The 13,759-nt window shown below is 48.0% G+C and carries 12 protein-coding genes; 8 read left to right on the top strand and 4 right to left on the bottom strand.

Annotation, left to right across the window (positions count from 1 at the left end; all coding sequences use genetic code 11):
* Positions 1-5: 5 nt before the first annotated feature.
* Positions 6-2,684 carry a helicase-related protein gene (locus tag CWI82_RS10320; RefSeq protein ID WP_233340251.1) on the top strand — a complete coding sequence of 893 codons (2,679 nt, stop codon included), beginning with the start codon at positions 6-8 and terminating at the stop codon, positions 2,682-2,684.
* On the top strand, positions 2,681-3,337 hold the full coding sequence (locus CWI82_RS10315; RefSeq protein WP_130203478.1) for a pseudouridine synthase: 657 nt from the start codon (positions 2,681-2,683) through the stop codon (positions 3,335-3,337). The genes CWI82_RS10320 and CWI82_RS10315 overlap by 4 nt, the downstream gene beginning before the upstream one ends.
* On the opposite strand, the gene djlA is transcribed toward CWI82_RS10315, so the two are convergent.
* The 3 genes from djlA to CWI82_RS10300 are packed head-to-tail and all read right to left on the bottom strand — an operon-like array spanning position 3,315 to position 5,778.
* Positions 3,315-4,100 (bottom strand): co-chaperone DjlA, encoded by a 786-nt coding sequence (gene djlA, locus CWI82_RS10310; RefSeq protein WP_130203477.1) that lies wholly within the window; start codon positions 4,098-4,100, stop codon positions 3,315-3,317. The two genes, CWI82_RS10315 and djlA, sit on opposite strands and share 23 nt — an antisense overlap.
* Positions 4,097-4,765, bottom strand: a complete 669-nt coding sequence (gene murU / locus CWI82_RS10305; protein WP_199286271.1) for an N-acetylmuramate alpha-1-phosphate uridylyltransferase MurU — start codon at positions 4,763-4,765, stop codon at positions 4,097-4,099. Before murU ends, djlA begins: the two co-directional genes overlap by 4 nt.
* Before the next feature lie 8 nt (positions 4,766-4,773).
* The gene (locus tag CWI82_RS10300) at positions 4,774-5,778 is read right to left on the bottom strand and encodes an aminoglycoside phosphotransferase family protein (RefSeq protein ID WP_130203475.1); all 1,005 of its coding nucleotides are present in this window, start codon (positions 5,776-5,778) and stop codon (positions 4,774-4,776) included.
* Positions 5,779-5,925: 147 nt separating this feature from the next.
* On the opposite strand from CWI82_RS10300, the gene CWI82_RS10295 reads away from it, so the two are divergent.
* The 6 genes from CWI82_RS10295 to CWI82_RS10270 are packed head-to-tail and all read left to right on the top strand — an operon-like array spanning position 5,926 to position 12,493.
* Entirely contained in the window at positions 5,926-8,202 is a 2,277-nt protein-coding gene (locus CWI82_RS10295) for an LPS-assembly protein LptD (RefSeq protein WP_130203474.1), read from the top strand.
* A gap of 9 nt (positions 8,203-8,211) precedes the next feature.
* Positions 8,212-9,498, top strand: a complete 1,287-nt coding sequence (gene surA / locus CWI82_RS10290) for a peptidylprolyl isomerase SurA (protein WP_092858558.1) — start codon at positions 8,212-8,214, stop codon at positions 9,496-9,498.
* A gap of 8 nt (positions 9,499-9,506) precedes the next feature.
* On the top strand, positions 9,507-10,487 hold the full coding sequence (gene pdxA, locus CWI82_RS10285; protein WP_092858560.1) for a 4-hydroxythreonine-4-phosphate dehydrogenase PdxA: 981 nt from the start codon (positions 9,507-9,509) through the stop codon (positions 10,485-10,487).
* The gene (rsmA, locus tag CWI82_RS10280) at positions 10,484-11,293 is read left to right on the top strand and encodes a 16S rRNA (adenine(1518)-N(6)/adenine(1519)-N(6))-dimethyltransferase RsmA (protein WP_092858561.1); all 810 of its coding nucleotides are present in this window, start codon (positions 10,484-10,486) and stop codon (positions 11,291-11,293) included. Before pdxA ends, rsmA begins: the two co-directional genes overlap by 4 nt.
* Positions 11,286-11,654: a Co2+/Mg2+ efflux protein ApaG gene (gene apaG / locus CWI82_RS10275; protein ID WP_165383925.1), complete on the top strand. Its 369-nt coding sequence runs from the start codon at positions 11,286-11,288 to the stop codon at positions 11,652-11,654. Before rsmA ends, apaG begins: the two co-directional genes overlap by 8 nt.
* Positions 11,655-11,656: 2 nt before the next feature.
* On the top strand, positions 11,657-12,493 hold the full coding sequence (locus tag CWI82_RS10270) for a symmetrical bis(5'-nucleosyl)-tetraphosphatase (RefSeq protein ID WP_092858565.1): 837 nt from the start codon (positions 11,657-11,659) through the stop codon (positions 12,491-12,493).
* On the opposite strand, the gene tyrS is transcribed toward CWI82_RS10270, so the two are convergent.
* Positions 12,480-13,682: a tyrosine--tRNA ligase gene (gene tyrS / locus CWI82_RS10265; protein ID WP_092858567.1), complete on the bottom strand. Its 1,203-nt coding sequence runs from the start codon at positions 13,680-13,682 to the stop codon at positions 12,480-12,482. The two genes, CWI82_RS10270 and tyrS, sit on opposite strands and share 14 nt — an antisense overlap.
* Positions 13,683-13,759: the final 77 nt, after the last annotated feature.

Genomic DNA, 13,759 nt, shown 5'->3' with positions numbered 1-13,759 from the left:
TATTCATGGTAGCGAACGCAACATCAATGCAATTTATTCCTGGTCAACGCTGGCTCAGCGAAACCGAAATGGAACAAGGCTTGGGCATGGTAAGCCAGCTTCAAGGGCGCATGGTGACGGTCCTGTTTCCTGTCACCGGAGAGTTTCGTCACTATGCCATGAATGAAGCACCGCTTGCGCGTTATCGCTTGCTGGTTGATGAACAAGGCCACCACGGCGATGGCTGGTCGTTTCGTGTAACCCAGGTGGATGAGCAAAATGGTTTGCTAACTTACCATGGCATTCGAGAAGGCGATGAATCAGCTGTGGTTGTTCCAGAAGCACAGCTTGCGGCGCAGGTTGCGACCAACCACCCATTAACGCGTATTCTCGCCGGCAAGGTCGATCGATTAGATATGTATCAGTTGCGCCAACAGGCACAACAACATTTGCAAGATTGGCAACGTAGCCCCGCGGTTGGATTGATTGGCGCCCGTGCTGATCTACTCCCGCATCAATTGTATGTAGCGGCACAAGTTGCTGATCGGCATCATCCACGGGTATTGCTTGCTGACGAAGTTGGCTTGGGTAAAACCATTGAGGCGGGCTTAATTCTGCAACGACGTTTATTAACTGGTCGCAGTGAACGCGTCTTAATTGTGGTACCTGATAGCCTCGCGCATCAGTGGTTAGTTGAGCTTCTGCGACGTTTTAATTTAGGTTTTAGCCTATTTGATGAAGAGCGATGTGAACAAGCAGCGCTAGATGGTGATGCAATTTTTGCGAGTGAACAACTTGCGCTGATTCCCCAGTCGTTACTTTCACACCCAGTCTGGTCCGGTGAACTGTTCGAAGTAAGTTGGGACTTACTAATTGTCGACGAAGCGCACCAAATGGCGCCATCAGAGCCGCGCTTTCAGTTGCTACAGAAACTTACACAACATACTCCAAGTGTACTTTTATTAACCGCAACACCGGAGCAAGCGGGATTAGCAGCACATTTTGCTCGCCTGCAACTCTTAGACCCTGACCGGTTTAATGATTTTGATGCATTTATTGAAGAACAAGAAGGCTACCAAGCCTTGGTGCCTAAAGCAGAAGAGTTTGCAGCTCGCGGTGATGTGCAAGCGCTCGATGAATTACTCGATAGTTACGGCACCGGTCGAGTTATGTTTCGCAATAGCCGTCGACACATTGGCGGCTTTCCGACACGTCACTTAGAAGTTGAAGAACTCGAAGCAGGTGATTCGCTGCTCACCCGCTTTGAGTGGTTAGTGACGTTGCTAAAATCACATAAGCAAGAAAAGTTCGTACTGATTTGCCGCAGTACTGAGTTGGTTCTTGCTCTGCATGAAATGCTTCGCGTACAACAAGGCATCCACGCTGCAGTTTTCCATGAAGGGCTCAGTTTGATTGAGCGCGATCGCGCGGCAGCATACTTTGCCAGTCTTGAAGATGGCTGCCAGTTACTCTTGTGTTCGGAAATTGGTAGTGAGGGACGTAACTTTCAATTTGCTCAGCATTTGGTGCTTTTCGATTTGCCGCGGCATCCTGACTTACTTGAACAGCGCATTGGCCGACTCGATCGTCTTGGTCAACAAGCTAATATCTACATCCATGTCCCAGTTGTTGCAAACACCCCAGAGCAAATTTTATTTGCTTGGTACGAGGCGATGCAGGCTTTCACGCAAACTAATGCCATAGGTGCAATGCTATATCAGCACTTCGCGCCAGCAATTGAACAACTGATTGATAGCCAAGCAAACGGTGATTTGGATACCGAGCTATTTGCTTCAACCACGCAAGAAACCCACGCGATGGCTGCCGACATGCGTGTTGCAGCAGACGCAGGCCGAGACCGTTTACAAGAGCTCAACGCATTTCGACCACATCAAATAGACCAACTCACGGATGCTATTGATGCGCTACAGAAGCCTGCTGAACTGGAACGGTTCATGTTGTCGTTCTGGGACCGTTTTGGGCTTGAATTTGATCGTTTAAATGACCTCAGCGGTTGGTTATATCCAACCGAACATATGCGTATCCCGCTGGCCGGATTGCCAGAGGAAGGTTTGACCGTCACCTTTTCGCGTAGCTATGCACTAGCACATGAAGACGTGACATTTTTGAGTTGGGATCATCCGCTGGTTCAGCAAGCGCTTGAACTATTAACTCGCGATACTTTTGGTAGTACCGCTGTCGCACTGCTCCAAAACCGTGCGCTAACAGCTGGTGCATGGTTCATTGAACTGCATTTTAGTAGTGTTGTTTTGGCTCCAAAACAACTCGCAGTGCAAGAGTTCTACCCACATCATAGCTTCCGAGTTCTGTTGGATGGGCAAGGACGTGATTTAACCCCGAAAGTAGCACCCGGTGTACTCGATAAGCAGCTCCAGTTTTTGGACAAGAAGCAAGCCAGATTGTTATTAAAACAACTTCGTGCAGAATGCCAGCAAGCCATTCAAGCCGCCTGGAAACCTGCTGAAGCGTTGCAACAGAAAGCGCTGACACAAGCAAGCGAACAAGTTACAGCAACGTTGAACCATGAACTCAACAGATTATTAAAGCTGAAGCAATCGAACCCGTTGGTTCGTGACAGCGAGGTGGAAGCATTGAATCAACGTCGCGATGCGCTCATTGAAGCATTTAAACAACCGCTGCTACAGCTTGATTCAGTTCGTATCATGGTGAATATGCCGAAATGACCTTGTTTCACTATGCGCCGCCAATAACGCCCTACTTGGATATTATCTACAGTGATGACGACGTTGTTGTCATTAATAAACCAAGTGGGCTGCTTAGCGTTCCTGGCAAAGCAATTGAACATCGCGACTCCGCTTGGTTTCGACTTGAGCGCAGTTGCCCAAATATCCGCGTTATCCACCGTTTGGATATGGCTACCTCTGGATTGTTGGTCTTTGCTCGAAATAAAGTCGCACAAGCTTCTCTACAGCGCCAATTTGAACGCCGCACTGTCGCTAAACGCTATCGCGCTATGGTGTGGGGGAATTTGCCGGCGCAACGCGGCGCGATTGAATTAGCCTTACGTTGTGACTGGCCGAATCGCCCGCGGCAAATGGTTGATTTAGTACTGGGTAAACCGGCTCTTACTTTTTATCAGGTGATCGGTCACCACAGTCATGGCGATATCGTCGGACTGACCCCGTATACCGGTCGCTCACATCAGTTACGTGTTCACATGCAAGCACTTGGCACACCTATTTTGGGCGATAAATTCTACGCTTCTGCCGAGGGGTATGCGGCAGCAGAGCGGCTTCTGCTGCACGCCGAACATCTTGCTTTTGACCATCCTTCAAGCGGTGAGCGACTGGTGTTTAATTGCCCTGCTGAGTTTTAATTAACTCATAAGCCGCTTGAATTTGTTGTGCTTTCGCCCGTGCTGACCCCCGCATTTCCGGCGGTAATCCTTGTGCCGCAAGTTTATCAGGGTGGTGTTTGTTCATCAGTTTGCGATAAGCCTTTTTCACCTCAGCAAAACTTGCTGAGCGACTAACACCTAACACGGCATAAGCATCATCGAGCTGATTCGCAGTTGTTTGCTGGCTATATTGACGTGACCGACCGCCGCTTCCAAAACGCTGTCCTGCTTGCGCCATCTGTAGCAAAATATCAAGTTGCGCACGACGGAACCCCAGCGCTTGCGTGACCTTAAGTAAAACATCATATTCAGCTTGCTCAAGTTGCCCATCATGCAGCGCGATAGTTAATAGCTGCTCGAGAAAGAATTGCAACAAGTCGCGTCGCCAAGCCAACTGAGCTCGCAACTGCTCAACGCGCTGAGTTAGCGGGAAATCGGCTTGCTTACCTTGGCGAAAACTCTCTTGAGCATTTGCGCGAGCCGCCTCTGACAACTGTAAATGGTCCATTAGGCGCGTCACGTAATCAATATCTTGCTCAGTCACCCGACCTTTTGATTTTGCTAAATGGCCAAGAACCGCAAATAAGGTGCTAACAAATTGCTGCGGTTGCGCGCTGTTTTGCTGCATGGCGCGAGTCAACGATTTATCAAACCAGTGACCAATCATCAGCCCCAATAACAGGCCAATAAATCGCGCAAATAAAAAGCCAAAAAAGCCACCGAGAATTTTACCCCAAATCATGGGAGCTCCTGTAATTGTGCTAAACGTTCAGGCGTGCCAACATCGGTCCACGCTGCGGTAATAACCGATGCGGCAATCTGCATGTTGGCGATACCGCGGTCGAGTAGCGGCCGTAAACGAACAAATTGTTCGCTACCTGGTTGATACGATTCAAATAACTGCGGTGAGAACAGCCCCATGCCAGTATAGGTGTAGCTTGGGAGGCTCTCTTCCGCGCATTGTAACATGCCCTGGCGCACACCAAAGTCACCGCCAGCATTGTGAGCGGGATTATCCACTAATAGCAAATGAGCATGAACGCCTTCAGATAGTTCGCGCGGTAGCTCGCTAAAGTCTAGCGAGGTAAAAATGTCACCGTTAATTAACCAAAATGGCTGATCGCCAAGCTTTGGTAATGCTCGAATAATACCGCCAGCTGTTTCAAGCCCACCGGCGGGTTCGGCTGAATAGGCGATCTGTAAGCCGAACCTTGCGCCGTTGCCTAGCACTTGCTCGAATTGCTCGCCCAGCCAAGCATGATTGATCACAACTTGCTTGACACCTTGCTGCGCAAGTTTTTCTATATGGAACTCAATCAGCGGTTTCCCATACACCGTCAGTAAAGGCTTTGGGGTAGTGTCAGTAAGTGGACGCATGCGTTCACCTCGCCCCGCTGCAAGAATCATGGCACGCACTAAATGCGCTCCTGCAGTGCTGGTTGGATATGCTCTGCTAGCCAACGGCGATAATCGGCAAACTCGGGATAAAGTCCGGCAATGTCATACAGATAATCGACTGTTCTTGGAATATCCTGCAAATAGCCAGACTTCCCATCGCGATGATAAAGACGGGCGAAAATCCCAGCGGCTTTGGTGTGGCGTTGCATGCCCATGAGATCAAACCAACGTTGCCACTGAGTCAAATCAACGCTTTCTGGCAACTTCTTTTGTTCGCGTAAGCGTTCAAACAGCTCGGCGCTCAACTCATTCACTTGTTGCTGTGGCCAGCGCACGTAGCAATCGCGTAGCAAACTCACCGCATCATAAGTAATGGGGCCTTGCACCGCATCTTGAAAGTCGATATAGGCCAGCTGTCCGTCTGCTTGCACCATAATATTGCGCGCGTGATAATCTCGATGCACACCTACTTGCGGTTGCTCAAGTGCGTTTGCAATCAGCACATCGGTTACTCGCTGCCACATGGCCTGATGTTCAACAGTTAAATTCAAACCCAAATGTTCAACGACTAACCAGTCATGAAATAAGTCAATTTCGCGCCGTAAGAGGGCTGTGTCATATTGTGGTAGGTCACCGAGTTCCGTATTAGAAACGGACATAATATCAATTAAATCGCTTAACGCTTTGCTGTACCAATCACGCATGTTGGTTGCCGTGAGTTCGCTTAAAAGCAGTGTCGAGCCTAAGTCGCTCAGCAGCATGAATCCTTGCTTTTCGTCTGCAGCAATTACCCGCGGCACGGCAACACCGGCGTCCGCATAAGCTTGGGCGACAGCCATGAAGGGCTGCAGCGATTCTTGCGGTGGCGGCGCATCAACCGCGATCAAACTGCGCCGACCATCGGAACAGCGGAAATAACGGCGAAAGCTGGCATCGCCAGATACCGGTTGTAATTGTTGCTGACGATAACCGGTAACGGCTTCACACCAGGCTTGCAATTTCAGTTCTCGTTGCTCGTTCACGTCATCCTCACAGTGCGCATTTCTTCGCCAGCCTACTTCGCTTTCGCAAGATTCTAAAAAAACCACAGTGTAGCAAATGGCGACAGAATAAAAATTGCTTTATCATACCCTGCACATTGTGAAGGACAACCCAGGATAAACGGCTCCATGGCAAAAATTTTTCAGACATCAATTTGGACAGTCGCACTCAGTGTTAGTTGTGCCGCCGTCCATGCGCAGCAGCCGTCTCGCCCTGCGTTGTCTGAAGTTTGCCCCATACCGGCGCCATTATTCACCACCCCTATTTCACCAATCAAAGATTTGCCAATCGGCGCCATTGGCGTTCGTGCTGATCGTGCTGATATTGATTCTGAATCAGAGGTCGCATCATTCTTTGGCAATGTTGAAGTTCAGTTTGATCAACAACAGTTGCGCACCGAACAAGCACAAATTGACCAACAAACCGGCAATATAAATGCCAGTGGCTCAACTCTGTTTACTGACGGCTATGTGCAGGTTTCATCAGAGAATTTTCGTTTAAACTCGGGTGAGAATCGAGCGTTTTTGAGTGGTGCCGAATACCAGCTAACCGAGACCGGAGCGCACGGTAAGGCCGATCTTTTGTCGTTATCACCGGCACAAGTTCTATTAGAAGGCTCAACCTTTACAACTTGCCCGAGTGATAGCCCTGTATGGCAAATGAGTGCGCAGGAAATTTCCCTCAACGAAGACGAAGCTTGGGGTGAAGCATGGCACGCGAAATTTGAATTATTTGGCGTACCCGTACTGTATTTGCCGTATATCAACTTTCCAGTAACTGAAGAGCGTAAATCAGGCTTTCTCTTTCCAACATTTGGTTCATCACAAAAAAATGGGTTTGAGGTTGAAGTCCCCTACTACTTCAATATTGCGCCCAATATGGATGCGACGATTGCACCACGCTACATGGCCGAGCGTGGCGTTCAGATGCAAGCTGAGTTTCGTACCCTCAGTACAACGGGTAGTGGGCAATACAACGTCGCCTATTTAGAAAGTGATAAAAGCACCGAGGATAATGCCGCGCGATATTTATGGCGAGTGGAACAAACACAGCGTTGGGGTGAGAACTGGCGGGCGTATGTTAATGGTACTTTTATTAGCGACGATGATTACTTGAATGACTTAGGTAGTGATTTTGCCGGACGCGCTGATGCACAGCTATATCGTCATGCCCAGCTCGATTACTTAAGTGAAGACTGGCAAGTGACCATGCGCGCTGAAGACTTTGAACTCCTGGGCTCCTATCGTTCGCCGTACCGAACTATGCCGCAAATTAAGAGCTTCTATGCAACGGATCTCGGGCTTGATTTGGATTTCTCGTTATTTTCCGAAATGTCACATTTCCAAAACCAAGATTTAAGCCAAGATACCGCAACTCGCGTGCATGTTGAGCCACAACTGAGTTTTCATTTAGAACAGCCAGGCTATGATTGGTTAGCCGAGCTTAGTTATGCTTACACCTACTACAATCAAGAGTTCGAATTAGAGCGTAGTCGTAGTAAAAATCCGTCACGCAGTTTACCGACGTTCCGCTGGCGTGGTCGGGTTAACTTAGAGCGTACCATTGATATCCAGCAACAAAGTTACACGCACACGCTACAACCGCAAATTCAGTATTTGTACATACCATATCGCGACCAAACAGGTATTGGCATCTACGATTCAACGTTAATGCAGGACGATTATCAGGGTTTGTTTCGAGCGCGCCGGTTCTCTGGTTTAGATCGTATTGCTGATGCTAATCAGGTGACTATTGGTGCTTCTTCTAGCCTATTTGACCAACAAGCCCGCGAAGTTGCCCGCGTGAGTTTTGGGCAGATTTACTATTTCGAAAATAGTGAAACGCAACTACTTGAAAGCAGCACAGCAACAACCGAAAGTCGTTCTGACCTTGCTTTAGAAACACGCTTTCGTATCAACAATAACATGTATTTTAATAGCTCGATTCAATATAACTTAGAGCTCGATAGCACGCGGAAAAGTCAAACGACTCTTGAGTATCGTCTCGATGAATTTAATTTGATTCAATTGAGCCATCGAACGGTCACCAATTTACTTGAAAATGACGTGGAACAAGTTGGCATGTTGGGTGTCGTAGAACTCAGTCCGACCTGGCAACTCGCGTCAAATTGGTATTACGATTTGCAAAACAATCGTACCAACGATGCCTTCATTGCGTTACAGTACAGCGATTGTTGTTGGGCCATGCGAATTAGTGGTTATCGGCGCATCAATCGCAATTTAGAATTGAATGCCGGTATGCCCGCTGTTGGCGAACCAGAGTTTGATAACGGTATTAGCATACAATTTATAATTAAAGGTTTGGGCAGCGATAATCGCAGCTTGCTTGATATGCTTGAGCAAAGTCTGTTCGGCTATCGTCACCCGTTCCATTTGAGCAACTAGGTAGTATTCATGGGTAAATTTGTAAAAGTTTTCGTTGCAGCCACGCTGCTTTCATTGAGCACGTCGACATGGAGTCAGCAGATTCTCGACCGTGTCGCGGTGGTCGTTAACGAAGGTGTTGTGCTGCAGAGTGAAGTAGAACAACTTCTGCAACAAGTTAAGCGCGGCGCACAAGAGAACGGTACTAACCTACCGTCTGATCGGGTGTTGCGAATTCAAGCAATGGATCGTCTGATCTTAGCGGAGTTGCAGCTTCAAATGGCGCAACGTATGGGTATCACTATTTCCGACACCCAATTACAACAAACATTAGAAGCCATTGCCCAAGACCAAAATATGTCGGTTGACGAACTACGTTCAGCTACAGAAGCAAGCGGGACCAACTGGGAGAATTATCGCGAATCAATTCGTAAAGAAATGATTATTACAGAAACTCAACGCGCTACCGTGCGTCGTCGTGTTTATGTCTCGCCACAAGAAATCGAAAACCTTGTCAACGCGATGAAAGAAATGACTGAACAAGAGGTTGAGTACCGCTTAAGTCACATTTTGGTTGGCTTTCGTGAAGGCGCAGATGCCGATGAGGTTCAGTCAACTCGTGAACGCGCTGAGCAGTTATTGGAACGCCTACGTAACGGTGCGGACTTCTCCCAAGCAGCAATTACATCATCCTCGGGGCCGCGTGCGCTTGAAGGTGGTGACCTTGGTTGGATGAATATCAATGCGATGCCAACATTGTTTGCCGATGCGGTACGCGATAAGGGCAAAGGTGAGTTTATTGGCCCATTACGTAGCGGCGTTGGTTTTCATATTCTGAAAGTTGCTGATGTGCGCGGTATTGAGCAAGTACAAGTTGACGAAGTTAAAGCTCGACATATTCTTATTCAGCCATCGATTATTTTGTCTGAACGTAAAGCCCAAGAAAAACTTGCGGGCATTCGTGAAAGTATTCTTGCCGGCGAAGTTGAATTTGCAGATGCAGCGCGCGAGCACTCGGCGGATCCTGGTTCAGCGGCAGCTGGTGGCGACCTCGGTTGGGCCGAGCCAAATATCTACGCAGAAGAGTTTAAACGCAAAGTTGAACGGCTTCCCATTGGTGAGTTAAGTGAACCCTTTGAAACGCAATTTGGTTGGCATATTGTTGAAGTGCTTGAGCGTCGTCAGTTAGATGCAACCAAACGCAGCCAGCAAAATCGTGCTTATCAATTGTTGTTCAGCCGTAAATACCAAGAAGAGCTTGAGAACTGGCAACAAGAATTGCGTGATCAAGCTTACATTGAAACCTTGATTGAATAAGGTAAACGATGACCGTTGCGCGAATTGCATTTACACCGGGTGAACCCGCTGGTGTTGGCCCTGATTTAATTATCAAACTCGCGCAACGTGCTTGGCCGGTTGAGTTAGTAGTGATTGCTGATGCAACGTTGCTAACTCGGCGCGCACAACAATTAAACCTTCCATTAGTTATTCGCGAGTACGAACCGCAGCAGCCAGCTACGGCGCAAGCTGCAGGGTCCCTTACGGTCTGCCATACCGCAATCGCTGAAAAAGTAATTCCGCAACAGCTTAATCATGCCAACGCGAGTTATGTCTTAGCGACGCTGACGCGAGCCGCACAGGGTTGTTTGAGCAAAGAATTTGCCGCCGTGGTCACCGGCCCAGTGCACAAGGGCATCATTAATGAGGCGGGTATTCCATTTAGTGGGCACACTGAATTTTTTGCCCAGCAAAGCAATACGCCGCGCGTTGTGATGATGCTCGCTACCGAAGGTTTACGGGTCGCGTTAGTGACGACTCACTTACCATTAAAGGATGTTCCAGCGGCTATCACTCGCAGTGCTGTTGAAGAAACCCTAACCATCCTTCATGCTGACCTCGTGGCAAAATGGGGTATCGCGAAGCCGCGAATTTTAGTCTGTGGTTTGAATCCTCATGCGGGTGAACAAGGTCACTTAGGACGCGAAGAAATCGACCAAATTATCCCTGCTCTTGACCACCTGCGTGAGCATGGCTTGGAGGTAAGTGGCCCCTACCCAGCAGATACCGTTTTTCAACCCCATTATTTAAGCGAAGCCGATGCAATTGTTGCAATGTATCATGACCAAGGTTTACCTGTGTTAAAATACAAGGGTTTTGGTAACGCTATTAATATCACTTTGGGCTTGCCATTTATTCGCACTTCAGTCGATCACGGTACTGCCCTTGATCGGGCTGGCACACACAATATAGATGACAGCAGTGCGCTACTTGCTTTGCACACTGCAATCGACATGGTAAATCGATGACAAAAACACACTTGGGCCACCGCGCACGTAAGCGATTTGGACAAAACTTCCTGCACGATCAATTCGTCATTAACGATATTGTTGACGCGATAAACCCACTGCCTAATCAAAATCTCGTAGAGATTGGGCCCGGTTTAGCAGCGCTTACTGAGCCTGTCGTTGAGCGCGCAGGAAAGTTAACCGTTGTGGAGCTTGACCGTGACTTAGCCGATCGCCTCGAGCAGCATCCATTCCTGCAAAGTAAATTAACAGTATTTCGCGGCGATGCTCTGAAAACAGACTTTCGCCAATTTGCTGTCGAGCAACCTATTCGCGTTTTTGGCAACTTACCCTATAACATTTCGACGCCATTAATTTTCCATTTGTTAGAGCATTTGGAAGTGGTCGAAGATATGCACTTTATGTTGCAAAAAGAAGTTGTTGAGCGCTTAGCAGCAGAGCCGAACAGTAAGGCTTACGGACGTATTAGTGTTTCGGTGCAACAAGCATGCGCGGTAGAGCCGGTGCTGATGGTGCCGCCGGGTGCGTTCACACCACCCCCAAAAGTTGAATCAGCGGTAGTACGCTTGGTACCTTACAAAACATCACCATATCCGGTGAATGATCGCGCGGCGTTACAAAAAATATGTTTGATTGCTTTTAATCAGCGGCGTAAAACAATACGCAATAATCTCAAACAGATTATGAATGACGAGCAGCTTGAAGCGCTTGGTATTGACCCTAATGCTCGCCCAGAAACATTATCGGTTGCGGACTATTGTCGACTAGCCAATTGGTACAGCGAACAGCAAGGTGAACATGTATAACATCGATATTCAGGTGAAAACGCATTTTATTGCGACGCACTCAGATGAAGCGGCTAATGAATATGCATTTGCTTACACTATCACCATTACCAACCATTCTGATGTCACTGTGCAGTTACTTAAGCGAGCGTGGAAAATAACTGATGCAGACCATAAAATCACCCGCGTTGCTGGTGATGGCGTTGTTGGGGAGCAACCGCATATAGCGCCAGGCGAAAGTTACAGCTATACCAGTGGCACGGTGTTGGCAACGCCAATTGGTACTATGGAAGGATTTTATAGCATGGTTTCTAACGCAGGCGACCACTTTGACGTTGAAATCCCGTCATTCCGACTAGCCATTCCAAATATTATCCATTAACGATGGCACGCTATCTGGTTGGCGACATACAAGGTTGCGCGGCACCACTTAAACAAGCACTCAAGCAAGTTAACTTTGATGCGAAGTTTGATGAACTTTGGTGTGTTGGTGATTTGATTGGGCGCGGACCAAATCCGCTTGAATGCCTCGAATTACTTCGTGATTTAGGTCACGCGACTAAAATAGTACTCGGCAACCACGATCTCAATTTGTTAGCGGTATTAAGCGGTGTCCGCGATGCCCATCCAAATGACCGGTTACAATCATTAATCCAGTTAACGGATAGCGAGAAGCGAGATTGGATTGATTGGCTAGTCCACCAACCGCTTCTTATTCGCAGCGATGATAACTTAGTGATGACCCACGCCGGCGTCTATCCTTGGTGGACCGTCGCTGAAGCTGAGTCTTATGCACACGAGGTTTCAGAAGCCCTTAAAGCGGCTTGGCGTGCTAACCGACTCGATAAATTTTTAGTGGCTATGTACGGTAATGAACCTGCGCAGTGGTCATCGACGTTGCAAGGTATGGATCGCATTCGGTTTTTCATTAATGTTTTTACGCGCATGCGCTTCTGTGATTTGAGTGGTCATCTTAATTTTTCGGTGAAATCGGCACCGACTGACCAGCAAGTTCCATCTCATTTAAAGCCATGGTTTGAATTATGGGATGTCAGCGAATATACATTGGTATTTGGTCACTGGGCGGCATTAATGGGGAATACTTTCCGCGATGACATTATTGGATTGGATACAGGTTGTGTGTGGGGCAAGTATTTAACCGTGATGCGATGGCCTGACGGCCACCGCACCATGGTACCTGCATCAACTAGCTCAGCGTAATTCGAGCAAATTTGCGTTTACCGACCTGATACACAGCAGTAGAACCTGCCGTTAAGACCAGCTTGGTATCGCTCACCTTTTCGCCATCAATTTTCACTGCACCTTGTTTAATCATGCGCATCGCTTCAGAGGTTGAAGCAACAAGTTCCGCTTCGCGTAGCAAGTTACCAATTGCTAACTCACCATTATCGCTGGCAACGGTTAGTTCTGGCATATCATCTGGAATCGCATTTTTACTAAAGCGCTGAATAAAATCCTGCTCGGCAGCATCAGCAGCTGCTTCATCATGGAATCGCGCAATAATTTCCTTGGCTAATAGCACTTTGTAATCACGCGGGTTGGCTCCATCTGCTACCGCTTGTTTGAAGCTGTTAATTTCATCCAGTGGACGGAAGCTCAGCAATTCGTAGTAACGCCACATCAGTTCATCAGATACTGACATGACCTTTCCGAACATGTCATTTGCCGGCTCGGTAATACCGATATAGTTACCCAGCGATTTCGACATCTTTTGCACGCCATCTAAACCTTCTAGTAGCGGCACCATGATGACGGTTTGTGGCTTTTGGCCTTCATCTTTTTGTAACTCTCGCCCCATCAACAGATTAAAACGCTGATCGGTACCACCGAGCTCAACATCGGCCTTAAGCGCAACCGAATCCCATCCCTGTACCAGCGGGTACAAAAACTCGTGAATTGCGATCGGTTGACCCGAACCATAGCGTTTTTTGAAGTCATCACGTTCGAGCATACGGGCGACAGTTTGACGCGCCGCGAGCTTGATCATGCCCGCAGCACCGAGCTCATTCATCCATTCAGAGTTAAAGCGAATTTTAGTTTTGGCAGGGTCAAGAATCTTGAATACTTGTTCTTTGTAGGTTTGCGCATTTGCTAATACATCTTCTCGAGATAATGGCTTACGCGTGACATTTTTACCGGTCGGGTCGCCGATCATGCCGGTAAAGTCACCAATCAAAAAAATGATTTCATGGCCGAGATCTTGAAAGACACGCATTTTGTTAATCAGCACGGTGTGGCCAAGGTGTAGGTCAGGTGCAGTTGGGTCAAAGCCGGCTTTAATTACTAGCGGCTTACCACTCGCTAACTTCTCTTTAAGCTCTTCTGCTAAAAGAATTTCTTCGGTACCACGCGCAATTTCTGCAAACGCATCCGCAGCTGACAAGGTCATATTCGGCTCTCTCCCAAGGCATCTCAATTTGGCGACAAGCCTTGCATTGTATGCTATTTCTTTAACTCTTTTAAGCG

The sequence above is a fragment of the Pseudidiomarina tainanensis genome (assembly GCF_004214835.1).
Lineage (GTDB): Bacteria > Pseudomonadota > Gammaproteobacteria > Enterobacterales > Alteromonadaceae > Pseudidiomarina > Pseudidiomarina tainanensis.
The sequence above is the reverse complement of the archived record's forward strand: the minus strand, read 5'-3'. Positions and strand labels throughout refer to the sequence as shown.